Source organism: Psychrobacter sp. CX5, from assembly GCF_057621535.2.
Genome location: NZ_CM177735.1, coordinates 1,307,849 through 1,325,796, shown reverse-complemented (window position 1 = coordinate 1,325,796; position 17,948 = coordinate 1,307,849). Strand labels below are relative to the sequence as shown.

At 41.3% G+C, this 17,948-nt stretch carries 16 protein-coding genes and 1 tRNA gene; 8 read left to right on the top strand and 9 right to left on the bottom strand.

What is annotated here, in order from left to right; translation table 11 throughout:
• Nucleotides 1-117 precede the first annotated feature (117 nt).
• The 5 genes from AC21OG_RS05160 to hisB all read right to left on the bottom strand — a co-directional run bounded on the left by AC21OG_RS05160 (nucleotide 118) and on the right by hisB (nucleotide 5,277).
• Nucleotides 118-1,866 carry a sulfatase family protein gene (locus tag AC21OG_RS05160; RefSeq protein WP_487376256.1) on the bottom strand — a complete coding sequence of 583 codons (1,749 nt, stop codon included), beginning with the start codon at nucleotides 1,864-1,866 and terminating at the stop codon, nucleotides 118-120.
• A 167-nt stretch (nucleotides 1,867-2,033) separates the two neighbouring features.
• The gene (locus AC21OG_RS05155; protein WP_487376254.1) at nucleotides 2,034-2,447 is read right to left on the bottom strand and encodes a PACE efflux transporter; all 414 of its coding nucleotides are present in this window, start codon (nucleotides 2,445-2,447) and stop codon (nucleotides 2,034-2,036) included.
• A 163-nt stretch (nucleotides 2,448-2,610) separates the two neighbouring features.
• On the bottom strand, nucleotides 2,611-2,952 hold the full coding sequence (locus tag AC21OG_RS05150; RefSeq protein WP_487376252.1) for a hypothetical protein: 342 nt from the start codon (nucleotides 2,950-2,952) through the stop codon (nucleotides 2,611-2,613).
• Nucleotides 2,953-4,013: 1,061 nt separating this feature from the next.
• Nucleotides 4,014-4,649: an imidazole glycerol phosphate synthase subunit HisH gene (gene hisH, locus AC21OG_RS05145; protein WP_487376250.1), complete on the bottom strand. Its 636-nt coding sequence runs from the start codon at nucleotides 4,647-4,649 to the stop codon at nucleotides 4,014-4,016.
• Nucleotide 4,650: 1 nt separating this feature from the next.
• Complete coding sequence (hisB, locus tag AC21OG_RS05140) at nucleotides 4,651-5,277, bottom strand: imidazoleglycerol-phosphate dehydratase HisB (RefSeq protein WP_486539897.1); 627 nt, start codon at nucleotides 5,275-5,277, stop codon at nucleotides 4,651-4,653.
• 309 nt (nucleotides 5,278-5,586) lie between these two features.
• Between hisB and AC21OG_RS05135 the strand changes: the two genes are divergently transcribed.
• Both AC21OG_RS05135 and AC21OG_RS05130 read left to right on the top strand, forming a co-directional pair.
• Nucleotides 5,587-6,021 (top strand): hypothetical protein, encoded by a 435-nt coding sequence (locus AC21OG_RS05135; protein ID WP_487376248.1) that lies wholly within the window; start codon nucleotides 5,587-5,589, stop codon nucleotides 6,019-6,021.
• 186 nt (nucleotides 6,022-6,207) lie between these two features.
• A tRNA-Phe gene (locus AC21OG_RS05130) sits at nucleotides 6,208-6,283 on the top strand.
• A gap of 90 nt (nucleotides 6,284-6,373) precedes the next feature.
• Here AC21OG_RS05130 and AC21OG_RS05125 read toward each other — a convergent pair.
• Entirely contained in the window at nucleotides 6,374-7,228 is an 855-nt protein-coding gene (locus AC21OG_RS05125) for a KilA-N domain-containing protein (protein WP_487376246.1), read from the bottom strand.
• Between the two features lie 308 nt (nucleotides 7,229-7,536).
• Here AC21OG_RS05125 and AC21OG_RS05120 point away from each other — a divergent pair, with 308 nt between their 5' ends.
• The 3 genes from AC21OG_RS05120 (at nucleotide 7,537) to AC21OG_RS05110 (ending at nucleotide 9,535) form a co-directional block, all read left to right on the top strand.
• Nucleotides 7,537-8,037 carry a DUF4385 domain-containing protein gene (locus AC21OG_RS05120; RefSeq protein WP_487376244.1) on the top strand — a complete coding sequence of 167 codons (501 nt, stop codon included), beginning with the start codon at nucleotides 7,537-7,539 and terminating at the stop codon, nucleotides 8,035-8,037.
• A 138-nt stretch (nucleotides 8,038-8,175) separates the two neighbouring features.
• Nucleotides 8,176-8,868 (top strand): phosphoglycolate phosphatase, encoded by a 693-nt coding sequence (locus tag AC21OG_RS05115; protein ID WP_486545445.1) that lies wholly within the window; start codon nucleotides 8,176-8,178, stop codon nucleotides 8,866-8,868.
• A gap of 58 nt (nucleotides 8,869-8,926) precedes the next feature.
• Nucleotides 8,927-9,535 carry a class I SAM-dependent methyltransferase gene (locus AC21OG_RS05110; RefSeq protein ID WP_487376242.1) on the top strand — a complete coding sequence of 203 codons (609 nt, stop codon included), beginning with the start codon at nucleotides 8,927-8,929 and terminating at the stop codon, nucleotides 9,533-9,535.
• 241 nt (nucleotides 9,536-9,776) lie between these two features.
• Here AC21OG_RS05110 and AC21OG_RS05105 read toward each other — a convergent pair whose 3' ends face one another.
• Entirely contained in the window at nucleotides 9,777-10,988 is a 1,212-nt protein-coding gene (locus tag AC21OG_RS05105; protein ID WP_487376445.1) for an LptF/LptG family permease, read from the bottom strand.
• Nucleotides 10,989-11,080: 92 nt separating this feature from the next.
• Entirely contained in the window at nucleotides 11,081-12,613 is a 1,533-nt protein-coding gene (locus tag AC21OG_RS05100; protein ID WP_487376240.1) for an LptF/LptG family permease, read from the bottom strand.
• A 672-nt stretch (nucleotides 12,614-13,285) separates the two neighbouring features.
• On the opposite strand from AC21OG_RS05100, the gene AC21OG_RS05095 reads away from it, so the two are divergent.
• The 3 genes from AC21OG_RS05095 (at nucleotide 13,286) to sstT (ending at nucleotide 17,408) form a co-directional block, all read left to right on the top strand.
• On the top strand, nucleotides 13,286-14,953 hold the full coding sequence (locus AC21OG_RS05095; RefSeq protein WP_487376239.1) for a leucyl aminopeptidase: 1,668 nt from the start codon (nucleotides 13,286-13,288) through the stop codon (nucleotides 14,951-14,953).
• 12 nt (nucleotides 14,954-14,965) lie between these two features.
• On the top strand, nucleotides 14,966-15,565 hold the full coding sequence (locus tag AC21OG_RS05090; protein ID WP_487376237.1) for a DNA polymerase III subunit chi: 600 nt from the start codon (nucleotides 14,966-14,968) through the stop codon (nucleotides 15,563-15,565).
• 622 nt (nucleotides 15,566-16,187) lie between these two features.
• Nucleotides 16,188-17,408 (top strand): serine/threonine transporter SstT, encoded by a 1,221-nt coding sequence (gene sstT, locus AC21OG_RS05085; RefSeq protein WP_487376236.1) that lies wholly within the window; start codon nucleotides 16,188-16,190, stop codon nucleotides 17,406-17,408.
• 118 nt (nucleotides 17,409-17,526) lie between these two features.
• On the opposite strand, the gene AC21OG_RS05080 is transcribed toward sstT, so the two are convergent.
• The gene (locus AC21OG_RS05080) at nucleotides 17,527-17,856 is read right to left on the bottom strand and encodes a chaperone modulator CbpM (protein WP_487376235.1); all 330 of its coding nucleotides are present in this window, start codon (nucleotides 17,854-17,856) and stop codon (nucleotides 17,527-17,529) included.
• Between the last annotated feature and the right edge of the window lie 92 nt (nucleotides 17,857-17,948).

Below are 17,948 nucleotides of genomic sequence, written 5' to 3'. Positions count from 1 at the left end.
TAGCTTATTTGGTTAAATCGCCTTAATTCATAAAGTCTTATTCTAAAATGCCCGACCATAATTGGTCGGGCATTTTTTATGACTTCAGGTAATACCAAATCTGGAAATTAATACCTGTTAATGCCAACCAAATTCATCGGCTGACCATTGACTCTTATGCGTTGGCAAATAGTGCCCATCATCGTCTCCTGTTACTTCTTTCTCTAACAAGGCGTTCAGTTTGGCATTCATGTTCAATAATAAATTTTTATATTGTTCAGGCTGATTCGCTAGATTATTCATCTCATCTGGATCATTCTGCAAATCAAAGAGTTCAACATCATTAAACGCGAATATTTCCTCTAAGCTCTCAGGTCGATTATGCTGTTTAGGCGAGAAGTAACGTGTGTATTTATAGCGGCCATCAAAGACGCTACGGATTGCACCACGTTTATCGAAATCTATCTCAAACTCTGCATCAGCATCGTCATCATGCGGATTATTTAAAAACCTCTGCACGCTGTTGAGTAGGTTGCTATCAAGATAAGCAAACATATTAAAACAGTATAAACTGCCGCCGCGTACCTCGTTTATGCCCGCCTTTTTACCTAACTTGAGCAGCGGTGATAAGTCTTTACCCGCTAGATTATTAGCAGCTTCAGTGCGCTCTCCTGCCCACGCTAGTAATGTTGGGGCAATATCAAGATGTGATGTTAAGGCTGGGCACTGTTGACCATAAGTGTCGCGATAATCCGGATGTGAAATTATCAATGGCACATGGTTTTGTTCTTGATAAGCGGTTGCGCCCTTGCCATGATTGCCATGACTGCCCCCAAGTTCGCCATGGTCTGAGGTGAACACAATAATAGTAGTGTCTGCCAGACCCAATGCCTCTAATTCATCAAGAAGCGTTTCCACCATTTTATCGGTAGACAGAATGCAATTATGGTAATAATTAAGCAGACGTTGCCAACGCGCATCCTCATTTGGGAAGCCGCCGACCTGCGTATCACGGGCACGCTGATACTCTAAATGCGCTTGAGGACGACCTGCTTTATCAAACGGCTCCTGACGGCTTTTTGGGAGTTCAAAATCCCACTGTTGTTTATAAAAGGGGGTATTGGGCTCACGACTAAGGCCTATCAAAGGCGTTGGCGTATCCTGAACGTGCTCATCAAGCTCATCGGTGTTATAAAACATCACATCATGCGGGTTGACCAAATTGACTGCCAAAAACCATGGTTTATTTTGCTCGCTAAGCGGATTGCCCTGTACTCTTAACCAACGGCACGCCTGCGCTGCGATTAAATCATCGTTAATCCAGCCGCCTTGTACCATACCGATGACATCACCGATACCAACGTAATCTTTAAAACCATAGCGCTCAATAATTTTGGTCAGCTCGGGATCAGGCAGCGCCTGCTCGCCCAAATCACCTAAATCGGATAGATGCCACTTGCCTTTGTACGCCGTGTAATAACCGGCATCGCTTAGCATATGCCCTACAGTGCCAACCTCTGGGTCGAGGTCGTTGGTCCATGGAAAATCCAAATTATCAAACATATGCGTCTGCTGAATATGCTTTCCTGTATAAATAACCGAACGTGAGGACGTACAAACCGCTGAGTTAATATGGTGATTGGTGAAGGTGACGCCGCGTTGTCTTAAACGCTCTCTACCAGGCAAGTGAATGCCATGTGGTAAGGCCGTATCATCAATATAGCGCTCTTGATCGGTTAAGATAAATAGAATGTTATAAGGCGTATTTGTATCAGAAGCTTTGCCTTGCCGTTTACTGGCAGCAGCTAAGCCTTCATTGCGTGACGAGGTGGGTATGCCAAGATTATTGGCAGGCTTGTTATTATTAGAATGATTGACATTGCTCATAGACATAACCTGTATTTATCGATGATAAAACTTAAATCGTGATATACAGAATATACTAAAGCAAATTATTCCATCAGTATGATTAACGAATGTAAACAGCGCGGCTAAACAATATTTGTGTGACTTTGCAATTTACGTGACTTTGCATAGATTCAGAGCAATAAGCTTTATTCTGGAACAGGGAAAATCTTGTCGTAAGCGATGTTATAAATAAAGGCATATATTAGATAAAATGCCGCCATGCCAATATCCATAATAAAGGCTTGCCATAGCGTAATATCCAAATACCAAGCAATGATCGGCATAAACATCAGTAACAGTGCACACTCAAAGAGTACAGCGTGTAACACCCGTATCTCTAACGTCTTTTGCACGTTATTACGAAGCTTTAGCATTGCTTTATCGAATAATACGTTATAGAAATAATTCCAGATTGTGGCGACTATTGAAGCAGCAACGGCAATAACCCCCATGGCATGTATCTGATAGCCAAACACCCAGCTTGCCAGCGGGGGAAAAAGTATGAGCCCGATGATCTCAAAAGCTAGGGCATGACGAATTCGGTCTGCTTTACTTCGCATACAGCCCCTTCCCTAATTGCTTTCTTATCTACCCACTTTAATCTTTTTTTATCATTTGTTTATTAGAATCTATGACATCGCTAATCTTTAAAGCATAATTAAGCGTTAAATAGCCCTCAAAACCACCCCATGCTTACTCGAACGCTGACAAGGTGGATGTTCATCAGTCCCTAAACACCTTTGTCCAACGAATGACAATGTACAACACCACCGGCCAAAAGCTGGTATTGATAATATCGTGAATACTGTCTCTTAAGTTATCGCCGGTAATGTGCGGGTAATTAACCCTTAAGTCCAAATACTCGCCTAATAATGCAAAAAGTATTGCCAGCAGTAATGCCATATTTAAGCGACTAATATGACGTTTAATGATGACTCGAGACATTAAAAGAGTAAGTAGAAACACCCCAATACCTACGTAAATATGCAGGGCATCTCTTTCAAGACCCGTGATAGTCATGACGTGTAGTTTAAAAGTTTGAAAATCCAATGTGGTACTTTCCAATGTAGTTCTTTCCAATATGGTTCTGTTCGAAGCAGATAGGTGATAATTAACCAGTCAATAGCTTACTGAATTTATGTCACGCATTTTTGTAGGATATGTACAGAAAATAATACATCAGGTGTATAAAAAGTGCGATGAAGGTGTGATGACTATTTCATAAAGGTTATGTGAATTCAATGCGTTAGTAACTACGCAAATAACAATGTATTGAAACATTTATAAGCGGCTGGGGATTATTTATTAAACATCTGGCTCTACCTTTCAGATAGTGCAAACAAATAACTACCAGACGCTATACTTGTTTATTCTGATTAAGCTCAAAGAATTACCCTTAAGATTCGGCCTGAATGAACAGCTTTGTAAGGAGAAGGCGAAAGCGATACTCGGGTACTAAGTATTTATACTTAGCATAGCACTGGGTCTGATGAGCTAATCCATAATTTTACGATTCATAACAGCGTTGTATTGAGACAGTCGTTCGAACTGAGTATTTAGCATTAGGCTATACAACCTTTATGTTTTAAAACGATTGCTACGATTTGGGAACGACTTAACCCTCTGTGATAGAGGGTCGCATTAGGATGCGGTTTAGCCCCGATTGCAGCGGTTATACTTGACATTGCACTAAGGCGGAGGCGCCCGCTTTAAATCGGTCTCGCGAAGCAGGAACGAGGTAAAGCTTGGCGCATCACCTAGTGCAAGCCAAGATAATAGCGAAAGCGGGAATAGCTTAAAACTATTTAGCGCTTAGTTAAATAGCGACTCACTAAATAGCTGACTATTAAAAGGATCTAAACCTTGGCAATAAAAAGACGATTAGAAAACAGGGGATATTGACGTAAATATCATAGGGGGTCGGTTCAAACCCTGAAAAAAAAGTATCATACGTCAATAGTGCTAAAAATATAATACCAATGCTCACTGTCGCATACTGCTTGTGTTTGGGCCGTGCTGGAAAGGATGAAAATATAAAGATAACTTGTAATATCGCCAATGCAATATATAAATACATTACTTTCATAACCGCATCCCCTTAACAACCTTAATTCAGGTGATGTAAATCACACCTTCCACTCAACGAAGTTTTTAAGCAGTTGTAAGCCGTCTTTATGGCTTTTTTCGGGATGGAACTGGGTCGCAAACAGGTTGTCTTTGATAACGCTGGCACAAAATGGCTGACCATAATCACAGACAGCAGCGGTCACCGATTTATCTTCAGGATCACAGTAATAACTATGCACAAAGTAGAAATGAGCATGTTCATCAATACCTTGCCACAGCGGATGTGATAAATCCATGCCCGATATGGTATTCCAGCCCATGTGCGGGATTTTAATCGTTGCGCCCTGCTCATCTGTCCAGTCGGCATCGAACTTTTTGACTTGCCCTGAGATAATATCGAGACATTGGGTGCGCTCAAACTCTAAAGACTCAGTAAATAAGGCTTGCATACCGACACAAATCGCCATAACGGGCTTGTTAAATACTGCCTCGCATACCGCCTTATCAATACCCTCTTCGCGCATATGCGCCATACAGTCGCGCATCGCACCGACCCCTGGAAAGACAATTTTGTCAGCGGCACGAATGATTTTGGCATCATTGGTGATGGACACCTCTGCGCCGACGGCTGCTAAGGCTTTACTGGCTGAGTGTAGGTTGCCCATGCCATAGTCGAGTAGTGCAATTTTGGTCATATTACAAAGCTTCTTTGGTTGACGGTAGTGTATTTAAAGCCCTCTCATCATATTCACAGGCCATACGTAGTGCGCGAGCGAAAGCTTTAAAGGTGCTCTCAATCTGGTGGTGACTATTCACCCCTTTTAAGTTGTCCAAATGCACCGTCATCCAAGCATGATTGACAAAACCAAAGAAAAATTCGCTAAATAAATCCACATCAAATTTACCGACATAAGCACGGGTAAACGGGATATCCATGTGTAGACCCGGACGACCTGAGATGTCAACCACCGCACGAGATAATGATTCATCAAGCGGCGCATAAAAATGTCCATAACGGCGAATGCCTTTTTTATCACCCAGCGCTTTAGCAAAAGCTTGACCCAACGTAATCCCTGTATCTTCAACGCTATGATGGTCGTCAATATCGACGTCGCCTTTGCAGGTAATATCGAGATCAAATAATCCATGACGCTTAATTTGGTCAAGCATATGGTCTAAAAAAGGGACACCCGTATCAATGGTGCCTTGGCCGGTGCCGTCAAGATTAACCGTTACGCTAATTTTAGTCTCGGCGGTATCACGGGTAACACTGGCGATACGTGCAGGACGCTCGGCTGGGTTCGGGCTGATTTGAGTAGTCATGGCTAATTGGCTCACTAATAATTGGCTTATTTGTAGAAGTTTATAACAATAAAGTGTCTGTTTTTAACAGCAATGTCATGATAATAGCAAACGTACTGAATTTAAGCCATATTCGCACACTACCGATGAGTAATGTTTGTTAAAATATTGCCATTCATTAAACTTATTGAAGCCTTATTCGCTATCTATTGAGCGGTAGTACAAATGCCTATAAATTAGACCTATAAGTTAGGACCTTTAAACTGATACTGAAAAATTGATGCTTATAAACTAGGATCTATAAACTAAGACTTATAAAGAGAGATAAAAATGCCCTTAGAAGCTGTTGCGATTAATTCCTTTGACGCACCAATTATGCGAGAGGTGACTCACGATAACGAACTGCGGGAGCGTATTGCCAAACTATATGAGACTGACAACGCTGATAAAGGCGATCTAGCAGACAGCGATGCGGTTATGGCACTATTTGAGCGTGCCTTTAAACGTGGCAACCTGATGTATGTGGGGATGTTCAATGACAAGCCTATCGCTGTGGTAGGCTGCTTTGATGATGGGCAAACCGATACCAAACGTTTGCAATATCTTGCCATCCATCCTGAAAATGTAGATCGTGGTATTGATGCTAAATTTATTAAACTGGTGTATGACGCTGAGGTCAAAAAAGGCGTACGTCAATTTATGCCCGTTGATAGTAACATTCATCGTATTATGAGTGATTACGAGCTTATTCGGGTAAAATTTTAACGTGCTGCTAAGTTAACAGGGTAGTCATAAGCCAAAGTTCGAGGATATGACTCAAAAAGGCCCAATGTTGGTCGGATACCGGTTGTTATCCCTTAATAAGGTTTAATTTGGCTTTTTTTGACTTATTTTAGGAAAAAAGGTTGACAGAACATCGAATATTTAGTTTAATAGCGACCTCATAAAGACGGCTCGATAGCTCAGTTGGTAGAGCAAAGGATTGAAAATCCTTGTGTCGGCAGTTCGATTCTGCCTCGAGCCACCATCTTTATTACGAATACTGCTTTACAGCATAATTAACCCTCAAACTACTTTAGTTTGGGGGTTTTTTTATGGTCGATTGTTTATTCAATTACTATTTGTCAAAAGTATCTGATAATAGTTTATTACCCGCTTTCTCTAGTTTTTTCATAGCAGGTGATTTACTCATACTCTCTCTTAACGTTTTTTCTAGAGTAGTTAATTGCTCTATTCTTAATTTCTGTGGCATACCTTGGTTAATTAATATTGAATTATGAAGTTCTAAATTAGCAACAATTGCATTATCTAATACGCTTCCATGATCTCTCTGATTACCATCTAGATTAGGGTTTTCATCTTTCCATTCTTTATGTGTTTTACGAAAAACGACCATGTTAATTAGATCTGCTTCGTCAGCATATATAAATCTATGATTACTTTGTTTAATATCTTGTAGTAAGTTTAGTTGAATTGCATCTGTTTGAATTCTATTATTTACTTTTGCTAATTCTCTTTTAACTTGCCATTCTATGGAATCTCGTTCCGATTCTTGCTCTTTTAAACGTTGAAACTCTTTAATTAAATAGAGTTTGAACTCTGGACTTAGCCAAGCACCAAATTCAAACGCAATGTCCTTATGAGCGTAAGTACCACCATAACGTCCTGCTTTGGCTCTTATACCAATCACATTAGCCTGTTCAATAAGCTCTTTGACACTCACTTTAAAACTATTTAAACCTGATTTAGTTTTAATTGTGGCGAATTCGCCATAATTAAAATCAGGATTATTGATTTTCTCCCAAACCCCTATAAACTCTAGCGTATTGCGATTTCTCAACCAATCTGCAATAAAAAAATCACCATCTTTCGCCTTTAACATATCGGTTAGACTGATATAATCCTCGTCTTCAATTTTTGATACAGTGATAACGATATCATTAACAGTAATTTTTCTATTGTTCTTAGCCATTTCATATCCTATGTAGGTAAAATTAACTTTTAAGTGTTATTCGTATCATATCAATTATTAACTTATTAAAGTGAAGTTTCAAAACGGCTCATATATCTATTTGTGTACTGATTACTGTAATAACGCCCACGTATTAGCAACTCATATGACCCCTTTCCAGTGAGGTTTTAAACGGTTGCTCAAAAAAAAGTTATTCATAAAGCCTACCGTTATTCAGCATACAACTTAAGCACCTGTTACAGAGACCATATTTATTGTAGAGCGATAACGCTTATACTAAGGACAACTTTTCCATTCTTATAACCACTATGCGTGAATTTGACTACAACTTGGACTATAAAAACTTAAACCTAAGGGAGCATCCTGAGCTATATCGTGTTGGGCGCGGTGAGCAGGGTGTGCTATTGGTTGAGCCTTATAAGTCTGAGATTCTGCCACATTGGCGCTTTGCGACCCCTGATATTGCTCAACAAAGCAGTGACACTATCTACCAGATGTTTTTGGATTATTTAGATAATGGCGACTTTGTCGGTGCCGATATGGCGCGCAAGTTTTTGCAAATGGGCTATACTCGAGCACGTCGCTATGCCAATCATAAAGGGGGCAAGAAGTATAAAGGCCCAGTGCCTGATGATAAAAAAGGTCAAAGTGGCGCGCATGGTCGTGAGGAGTTACCCCGAGACGAAGAAGATCCTATCAAAGCAGAATCAGCGCGTATTTTTAAACAAAAATGGGATTTATGCCGAGAAAACAAAACGTATCTTGCCATGAAAAAAGCGCATCGTGACAAATATAAAGACGTCGAGTAATTTTCAAAAACTAATTTCAAAAACTAATTTCAAAAAAAGATACTGTCTATATAAAACCAAAGTACATAAAGCACTTGTATTAAAAAAACTGATTTATATAAAAAAACTACCTATAAATAATAAAACTTTGAGACCCTTATGACGCCTTTGAAAAAACAACTTCTGATCTTTGATTTTGATGGGACTTTAATAGACAGCGTGCCAGACTTGGCCGATGCCGTGAATAATATGCTGGCTACCTTGGGCAAACCGACCTACCCTATTGATACCATCCGTAACTGGGTCGGCAATGGCTCAAGGATGCTGGTAGAGCGTGCGCTGGTTGGCGATGTTAACGTCACTGAAGGGCAATTAAGCCAAAATGAGGCTGACCATGCGGAAACGGTATTCTTTGATGCCTACGCCAAATCCAGTGGCGCTAAGACGGTTGCCTATGATCAGGTTGACACGGGTTTGGAACAGCTTAAATCAGCAGGTTTTACACTGGCATTGGTGACCAACAAACCTATTCGCTTTGTGCCAAAGATTTTGCACTCGTTTGGTTGGCAGGATTTATTTGATGAGGTATTAGGCGGCGATAGTCTACCGACCAAAAAACCTGACCCCGCTCCCCTACTGCACGTTTGTGCGTCGCTAAATATTACTCCAGAGCAATCCGTTATGATTGGCGACTCAAAAAACGATATTTTGGCGGGACAAAATGCCAATATGGATACTTTAGGACTGTCTTACGGGTATAATTATGGCAAAGATATTCGTGACTTTCATCCAACTGCCGCTTTTGATGATTTTCAAAGCATGGTTGACTGGATAATCGCTCACTATTCATAATTTTTATATTTTTACAGTGCGCATATCCTCATATCAAACCAAGACTTTAGGCCAAATTATGACCCATAGACCTCCTGCTGACTTACTTCAAAAAGCCCAACAATGGCGTGAAGACATTACCTTTACTCAAGACGTACTTGGAACACCGATGCACTTCACCACCACTTGGGGCATCTTTTCACCAGAAAAGCTGGATGCGGGTAGCTTAATGCTACTGGATTACATAGACTTTCAGCTTGATGACGATTCGATAGATTTGGGCTGTGGTTATGGCGTACTCGGCATGGCTGCCGCGCGTGAATGTCCACAAGGTCAGCACACGTTGATCGATAAAGATTTTATGGCGGTAGAATATGCCAAACGCAATTGTGAGAAGAATGGGTTAACCAATGTCGATGTGCATCTGTCTAATGGCTTTAATCAAGTAGATCCCAATAAAGACTTTAGCCTGGTTATGACTAACTTGCCTGCTAAAGTGGGTAAGGAACAACATTATCTGTATTTATTGGATGCCTATAGCAAGCTGCGGACTGGCGGGCGTTTTTATGTCGTCACTATTAATGGCTTACGCCAGTTTATGAAACGGGCATGCACCGAAGTGTTTGGTAATGCTGATAAGGTCAAACAGGGTAAAACCTATACCGTCACTTTAGCAATTAAAGAGTAATAGTTTTTCTATATAACAACCTTTCTGTTCAGGCTTGGTCAGGATCGGTCACGCTAAGTGAACCTACTATCTGTCGCGTTTGATTTTGACGTTTGGACTTGCCTTATTCGATAGGTTACTGTCTAAATTTGGTATCATTATCGGTCATAAATTAGAGTCAATAAGCAAGTAAAAAGTCCCGCTCAATGAAGAACGGGACTTTTTTTTATTAATTCTTGTCGCTGGCAATTTTTCTAGCGACCTATCCTTGCCGTTTAATTAAGTAAAATCCAAGAGCTGCGCTGCCTATAATAGGAATTAAGACCATTAATAGAGGCGCTGCGCCGGTTGCCAATGAGACAAAGCTGGTTAAGTCTTGAATATAGCTAAATAACAAGCCGAATATCAGTGCCACGACAATGCGCAAACCAAGACTGTGCGTGCGCAGAGAACCAAATACAAAAGAGCACGCCACGATCACTAACGATAAGATGGCAAAGGGCGAAAGTAGCTTTTGCCAAAACGCCACTTCATGCTCAAGTGAGCGTGTGCCCTGTGACGCATTAAACCGCTTGTGTTCATACAGCTGAGTCAATGATAAATCTTCAGCACTGCGCGTCAACAAATATACTGAGCTTGGCGATATCGGCAAGTTAATAATGTCACTCGATTCGGTTTGTCTTGCAACCATTGGTTCATTATTCAATATCATACTATTTGACTGCTCTGGCTTTGAATCAATAATAGTAGCTTTATCAGCCAGATTTAGGGTCGTCACGTTTTGAAGCTGCCATTGATAGTTGGCCGATCCCTTATCAGACTGCTCAATATTTATACTATCTGAGTTGGCCGAGTTTGCGGCACTAGGGTCTTGACTGCCATTCGCTTGAGGTAAGTAAGTACCGCCGGTTGCTTTTGAGACTGCGGTGAGGTTATTGTTCTTATCAAGATGCCAACGTTTCACCTCCCCAACATTACCATTTTCGTCAGCATAATCAATAAACACGATATTATGCTCTGGCGTATTGCCCTCGGCAGCAGAACCCGAACTAGAGTCATAGCTTGGCACATCTTGCAGGGTCCAGTAGCCATTGACTGATGCCAATAATGGAGTGTCTGGCTTGCGAATTTGACTGGCCTTTAAGTTACTGGCAGGCAAAACGAACTGATTGATTGCCAGCGCCACTATGACAAATATAAAAGCTGGTTGTAACACCCAACCGACAATACGATAGATACTTAAACCAGACGCCCGCATAATAATAAGTTCAGAATTGTTAGCAAGTAATCCTAAACCAATAACAGCACCTAATAACGCCCCTGTCGGTGTAAACTGCTCAAAGAAATAAGGCGAACGATAAGCAATGTATTTTAATGCGTCAAAATAGGTATAACTGTCAGAGATACTGTCTAACTCTCCAAGATAAGCAAATACTATCTGTAAGGCCCATAATCCTAAAACAGCAAACAACATCGCAAACAATGCGTTTTTTTTGACATATCGTGACAGTATTTTGCCAGAGTTTACCTGTCTAAAGGCAGTGGAGTGGCCTGATTGTAACTTTCTCACGACCGACCTCCTTTATTCGGATGGCTATTACTTGAATGGCTGTTTTGCTGTTTTTGTATGGCACGCTGACCCAAACTAAACCGAACCCTGTGATGAATACGGCTTGCCCAGTTCAAATACAGTGCTAAGATCATGAAGCTTACTAACGTTATGGGATAGCTTAGAGCCGATAGCGTACCACTGCTCACAGCGTTCTTTAATGAAATAATCACCAACGCACAACTGGTAAAAATTAAAATAGCAGGTAATAGTCTTATCCAGCGCCCTTGTCTAGGACGAACTTGTGCTAAGGGTACGGCTAGCATAGGCGCAATGATAATAAGCCAAGGCAGTGCCAAACGATAGCCAAGTTCAGCTTGAGCAGCAAGCATTTGCTGTTTATTTGGCTTAGATAAAGGCATATTATTAGCGTCACCCTGTGGATTGCTTGAGGGCGCCTCAATAATTGGGGGTAGAGAATGACCGGTAGCTGCGCGCCACAATACGGGCAAGGTTTGAGTTGCCACATTATCATCAGTAATCACATCTGCAGGGGGCTTATTAATACTAATGCGATAACGCTCGAAGCTTACTTGATTGTAGACTAGACTGTCAGCACCCACTTCATAGCGCCGACCTTGATATAAGTCTAGCTGAGTCCGATCCTCCTCCTCACCATCCATCACCTGTTCAGCGCGTTTTGCTAACACAATGACGTCACGTTCACTAGAGCTAGGCTTGCTCAAGGGACTAGGTGACGATGTTACGGCTTTAGAGTCATTCCCATCATTTTGAGCGGCAGTGACAGGATCCGTCAGTGCCGTGATCCGTTTGTCGTCGTCCAATGACGGTTTCTCGACTGAGGTTTGCTGCTCAGAGTAGGGTTGACCTTGTTGTAATACGTCTGAACCAATACTTTCACTGCCACTGCTCTCATTAACAATCCCATCATTAGAAGATGCAGTAGTATCTGAATTGCCTGATGCTCCACCATTCTCTAACTTAAGCTCACTTGTATTGTTACGACTGCTATCACCCGTTTGAATCAAGATAACATTTTGAAGCTCAGTTCTGTCTTCATTCATGCTGCCCACATACAGATGATAGTCATCACTACTAATAAAAGACTGAGGCCGAATCAGATCAAAAGCACTACTAAGCGATTGCTCTTTCCAAATACTTTCTGAGTGTCGCACGCCCCAAGGCTTACCATATAAAGACAGCCCTGCCTCGATAACAAACAGTAATAAAATCAGCGGTATCATAAGGCGTGCCAGCCTTCCTCTTGAGACACCACTGCCGTTCAGCACCGCCATTTCATGATCGACGTATAAGCGCCCAAAAACCAGCATTAAGCCAATAAAGAAAGATAAGGGCAATACCAGCTCTAAGAAATAGGGCAAATTATAGCCAATAATGGCAAATAACAGACCCACATCAAGACGACCTTCTGCAGCAATACCAAAATAGCGGATCAATCGTCCGCCTAACAATAATACCACCAAAAACCCCAATACTAATGCGGTCGTTGAAGCAACTTGACGGGTCATATATCGGCGTAAAATCACAGGCAAACTCAAATTATTGAAGGGTTGATGATGGAATAATTAATTGACATGATTCAATGTAAGGTAAATAAATTTAAGACATCTAAATTTAAGACATATAATATAGAGTGGTTTCAGCACATTAATCAGCACATTAAATAGCGATACTCACAAAGACTATACAGCAAAATGAGAAAGCTTAGCATTTAGAAATAACGAGTACCGCGACGTATTATAATCGTAAGCAGTAGCACGATGATAGTGTTATTAGGTGTAAGATATTAAGCAATATCCTAGCATGTTTTTAAAAACCTGTAATCAAAAGCGACGGCTATGATATTTTTTAGCATAAAATGAGACAATACTAGGTACTATTTATATAAGGTACTATTTGTAGAAGGTACTATTGATATTAGGTGCTATTGATTTGATGCGCTCGCCCTTACTTTCCTCAATAGGCCTCAATAGGTTAGTTTCTAAGTTTGGTATTAATCAGTAATAGCGGATATTATATTGACCCTTTCAATATAAAATAGGCGTTTATAACCATTATGTATCATCTATAAACAATCAAAAAATTAGCTATCCTAGCTGTATAAAAAGCTGTATAAAAATATAGTCAAAAATCATACACAACATTTAATTCACAAGTAACAAGTAAACATAGGAATAAATATGAGCTTAAGTATCTCTGTTAGCAAAACTCTACCCAAACTGGCAGCCACTAAATTGCTTAAAAAAACACCAACGACTGCCCTTCAGGCCCAGAGTCTAGCAGTATTGGTCGATAATAATAAAACTGTATTAGCCGGCGGCAACAAAGGTTTGGAGGCATATCAACAGCGTATCGAAGATTTAATGTCTGCCTCTGACTTCTCTGGCAAGCAAGGCGAAACCGTTGCAGATTACGCCTTAGCCCCCGCTGCTAAGAAGGCGCCTTTACCGTTGATATTAGTGGGTGTGGGACAGGTTGATAAATTAAGCGCTAGCAAAATTCAAAAAATTGCCAATGCCCTGTACAAAAACAGCCACAAGCGTGTGAGCGACTTGTCCGTTGTCATCCCCCAAGAATTATCTGAAAATCAAGTACATCAGTTGGTGTTAGAGCTGCAAAATGCCAGCTACCGCTTTGACAAATATAAATCAGAGCGTACAGAGTCTCGCCTTAGCAACATCACCTTGGTTACAAACCAAGTCGATCAAGCGGCGGTCGATTATGCCACTGCAATACATAACGGTCAGTCATTGGCGCGCGATGTGGCGAATGAGCCTGGTAATGTCTGCTTCCCTGAATACATGTCCGATCAAGCAAGGGCTTTAGAAAAACAATATCCAGACCTTTTAAAAGTGACGGTATTGGGCGAAAACGAGATGGAAGAGCTTGGTATGAACTGCTTTTTAGCGGTATCCCGTGGTTCTGCGCGCGAAGGTCAATTGGTCATTCTTGAGTATCAAGGTAAAGACCAAGTTTCTACCACTTCTCGTAGCGGCGCGGGCTTAGCAGACAACCTTACTAATAACCTTGCCAACAACCTAGCTGCTAACTTAAAGGTTGTGACCGATAAATTGCCTAAAAAATCTAACAAAGCTAAAACAGCAAAATCTGCCCTAGAAAATACCTCAGATGCACCGATCGTCTTAGTTGGTAAAGGCGTTACCTTTGATTCAGGCGGTATTTCAATTAAGCCGGGCGCTGCAATGGACGAAATGAAGTTTGATATGGGCGGCTCTGCTTCTGTATTAGGAACTATCAAGGCGTTATGTGAAGCCCGTTTGCCTATCAATGTCGTGGGCGCTTTAGCCTGCGCTGAAAATATGCCGTCAGGCGACGCCACTCGCCCTGGCGATATCGTAAAAGCTATGAATGGTAAGAGTGTCGAGATACTAAACACAGATGCGGAAGGTCGTCTGGTATTGGCAGACACACTCTGCTATATCCAGCGCTATAACCCTCGTGCCATCATCGATGTGGCTACCTTGACTGGCGCCTGTGTTATTGCGTTAGGTCATGTACGCTCTGCGGTATTTAGTAACGATGAAGATGTATTATTTGAGCTTGAAAACGCCAGCGAACAGTCAGGCGATCTTATCTGGCATATGCCACTTGATGATGACTACCAAAGCCAGTTAGATTCGCCCGCCGCTGATATGCAAAACATAGGTGGTCGTGCCGCTGGTGCGATAACGGCTGCTTGCTTCTTGTCACGCTTTGTCGAAGAGGGTCAAGCATGGGCTCATTTAGACGTTGCTGGTACAGCGTGGGTATCGGGTAAAGAAAAAGGTGCCACTGGTCGACCTGTTCCTTTATTTATGCAATACTTAAAAAACATGTCCAATCAATAAAACTGACGCTTTATGCAAATTAGCTTTTACGTCCTCGGTGAGCGTTATATGAGTTATGACGCCACCGCTGAAAACACCGCCCCCGCTGTGAATGCTGAGGCGGTGCTTAATTTTGTGTGTCGATTGACCGAAACCGTGCTCAAAAAAAGTGACAATAGCTTAGTGATTGTTGATGACAAATTAGATCGGTTGCAGCGACTTGACGCTCAGCTGTGGACCTTTAATCCGACCAGCTTTATTCCACATAACCTAATTTTGGATAAGTCTTTATTATCAGATAACTTAGTCTCAGAAGAGAGTTTAGTTTCAGAAGAGAGCTTAGATTTAGACGAGCGCGCAAATTCAGCGAATAGCTCTGATTTAGCAAAAAGCACAGATTCTGAGACCCTATTATCTGCCCCTGTGACGCTATTGCCTGTGCAACCCAAAGGGTTTGATGGTGTGGTGCTCAATCTTGCAAAAGACCCTCTCCCCTTATCAAATGATGGGGTACTTCCTGAACGCGTGCTTGAGATTATTACCCCAGACGAAATCAGTAAAGAGCAAGGACGTACTAAATATCGTGCCTATCGTGATCTCGGGTTTGAACTTGTCTATTTTCCTATAGATTAAACCTATCTGAATGTTCACATCCATTAAGCCTTATTATTTAACCTCTACACTAAATTCTATTATCGAGATTCTATTACCGAAATGCTATTCGTTAACCTCTCCTTGTTAACGCCTATCACGCACATCCAGATAACACACATCTAGTAAAAAATCTCTCAAACAAAGCGAGTGCAAACGCGACCAATAGTAGGTTTAATGAGCCTAACCGAGTCTAAAAAATAGACAAGTCACGTTATAGAAAAGGTTGAATATCTCTATCTCTATCCGTTACCTCGTTTTAAGACCCACTTTATTCTTAAAAACATCGTGTCAGTAAAGTTTCTACATGAAGTGGCAATAGTTATTGGTTGCAGTTGACGGTCAGTTTTGTATAATCACGGGATAATTTTTTTATGTAGACCAAATCTGGAAAAGATATCATATTTTTATATCATTGCTTCCAAAGTAAGGTAAGGGCTTTCTCTAAATTACTGGAGTTTTTACCCTGTTTTGTTTTAACTTATTTTTATACTCAATTAACGTGATGCCTCTTTTGCAGTTTGAAATAACAACCAAATATTGGTTGGTCAACAGACTATCAATGAGATGACACCACTGAGTATGACACGTGCATGGAGTGCTTATGAGAGCCATTATTGACATGTATCAACGTATCGGTTTGGTACCCCTAATTATCCTCGGACTAGTACTGGGCACTCTAATAGGATGGCTAGTACCTTCAGTGGGTATCGCCCTAGGTTTGTTAGGCACTTTATTTGTCGGTGCCCTTAAAGCAGTGGCTCCTATTTTAGTGTTTGTATTGGTAATGGCAGCGGTCAGTCAGCACCAAAGCGTAGAAAAAGTTCATGTTAAGCCGGTGCTTATTATGTACATTTTTGGTACTTTTTTGGCCGCTTTGACCGCTGTTTCTGCCAGTTACTTGTTCCCAACCTATTTAAAAAATCTTGATTCAATTCAGGCGGCGGCCGACCATACCCCGCCCTCCGGCCTTAAAGAAGTATTGACAACACAGCTAATGAATTTGGTTGCTAATCCAGTGAGTGCTATCGCTGACGCAAACTATATGGGGATATTGGCTTGGGCCCTTATTATTGGATTTGCTCTACGAAAAGCGTCACAATCTACTCGCACTATGGTGGCAGATTTGTCTGATGCTATCTCAAACGTGGTCCGGTTTGTCATTGCTTTTGCGCCACTCGGTATATTAGGTTTAGTCGCTAATACGGTGGCAGAAACAGGTTTTGAGGCCTTACAAGACTATTTCCGTCTGCTTGGTATCTTAGTGGGCTGTATGTTGTTTATTGCATTGGTGGTTAACCCTATTATTGTCGCTTTTAATATCCGTAGAAACCCTTATCCTCTGGTATTCACCTGCCTGCGCGAATCAGGAATTACTGCTTTTTTCACCCGCTCATCGGCGGCAAATATTCCAGTGAATATGAACTTAGCCGCCAAACTTGGCCTGCATGAAGATACCTACTCTGTGACGCTACCTTTGGGGGCGACGATCAATATGGCAGGCGCTGCGATTACTATTAATGTATTGACCTTAGCCGCGGCGCATACCTTAGGGATAAACGTTGACTTTGGCTCAGCGTTATTACTTAGTGTCGTCGCCACAGTTAGTGCTTGCGGGGCATCTGGCGTGCCTGGGGGATCACTGTTGCTGATTCCGCTAGCTTGTAGCTTATTTAATATCTCCAATGATGTGGCAATGCAAGTCGTGGCTATTGGTCTCATTATTAGTGTCATCCAAGATTCGGCAGAAACGGCACTCAACTCATCAACAGACGTATTGTTTACTGCTGCCGCAGATCCTATTATGAAAAAAAAGCCTGTTTAACTGTTTAAGTCTTTATATTTAATTCGCTTTATATAATGCTCTACATCAAAAAACACCACATTCTAAGAATGCGGTGTTTTTTTAGTTCTTACTGCGAGTAAGCGTGTTAATAGAGACCCTAGTCTTTTTGAATATCTACTTCAATCGTCTGAATAGTCTGCATAATCGATTCTTGTTGACGCTTAAACTGACGTAATTGTTCTACCTCTTCTAATAGCTCTAAGATCAATCCAATAGCTGGGATACTGGCATCAAAGTCACGGCTTAAACGCGACGCTCGGCGCACTGTCGCCAGTTGATAGCCGGTAAACTGCTGTGTTTCAGGAATGTCATAGGTGATCACATTTTCTTCGATTAAATCAATGACCCAATCACGCTCTACACCACAAACCGTAATAAGCTCATCTAAGGTCAAGATTATATCGTTAAATTCATCAGAATGTTTCATGATATCTATCCTATTATTCTTATATTTTTATTGGCTGTTATTAAAAATAACTGAAATTTAACCTGAGTGTTAGTCGATCCATAGTTTTAGTC

Bases quoted from the DNA above. Each gene is read 5' to 3' on its own strand.
- AC21OG_RS05160 (WP_487376256.1), bottom strand. From the start codon at position 1,866: ATGAGCAATGTCAATCATTCTAATAATAACAAGCCTGCCAATAATCTT.
- AC21OG_RS05155 (WP_487376254.1), bottom strand. From the start codon at position 2,447: ATGCGAAGTAAAGCAGACCGAATTCGTCATGCCCTAGCTTTTGAGATC.
- hisH (WP_487376250.1), bottom strand. From the start codon at position 4,649: ATGACCAAAATTGCACTACTCGACTATGGCATGGGCAACCTACACTCA.
- hisB (WP_486539897.1), bottom strand. From the start codon at position 5,277: ATGACTACTCAAATCAGCCCGAACCCAGCCGAGCGTCCTGCACGTATC.
- AC21OG_RS05135 (WP_487376248.1), top strand. From the start codon at position 5,587: ATGCCCTTAGAAGCTGTTGCGATTAATTCCTTTGACGCACCAATTATG.
- AC21OG_RS05125 (WP_487376246.1), bottom strand. From the start codon at position 7,228: ATGGCTAAGAACAATAGAAAAATTACTGTTAATGATATCGTTATCACT.
- AC21OG_RS05120 (WP_487376244.1), top strand. From the start codon at position 7,537: ATGCGTGAATTTGACTACAACTTGGACTATAAAAACTTAAACCTAAGG.
- AC21OG_RS05115 (WP_486545445.1), top strand. From the start codon at position 8,176: ATGACGCCTTTGAAAAAACAACTTCTGATCTTTGATTTTGATGGGACT.
- AC21OG_RS05110 (WP_487376242.1), top strand. From the start codon at position 8,927: ATGACCCATAGACCTCCTGCTGACTTACTTCAAAAAGCCCAACAATGG.
- AC21OG_RS05105 (WP_487376445.1), bottom strand. From the start codon at position 10,988: ATGTTGTTTGCTGTTTTAGGATTATGGGCCTTACAGATAGTATTTGCT.
- AC21OG_RS05100 (WP_487376240.1), bottom strand. From the start codon at position 12,613: ATGACCCGTCAAGTTGCTTCAACGACCGCATTAGTATTGGGGTTTTTG.
- AC21OG_RS05095 (WP_487376239.1), top strand. From the start codon at position 13,286: ATGAGCTTAAGTATCTCTGTTAGCAAAACTCTACCCAAACTGGCAGCC.
- AC21OG_RS05090 (WP_487376237.1), top strand. From the start codon at position 14,966: ATGCAAATTAGCTTTTACGTCCTCGGTGAGCGTTATATGAGTTATGAC.
- sstT (WP_487376236.1), top strand. From the start codon at position 16,188: ATGAGAGCCATTATTGACATGTATCAACGTATCGGTTTGGTACCCCTA.
- AC21OG_RS05080 (WP_487376235.1), bottom strand. From the start codon at position 17,856: ATGAAACATTCTGATGAATTTAACGATATAATCTTGACCTTAGATGAG.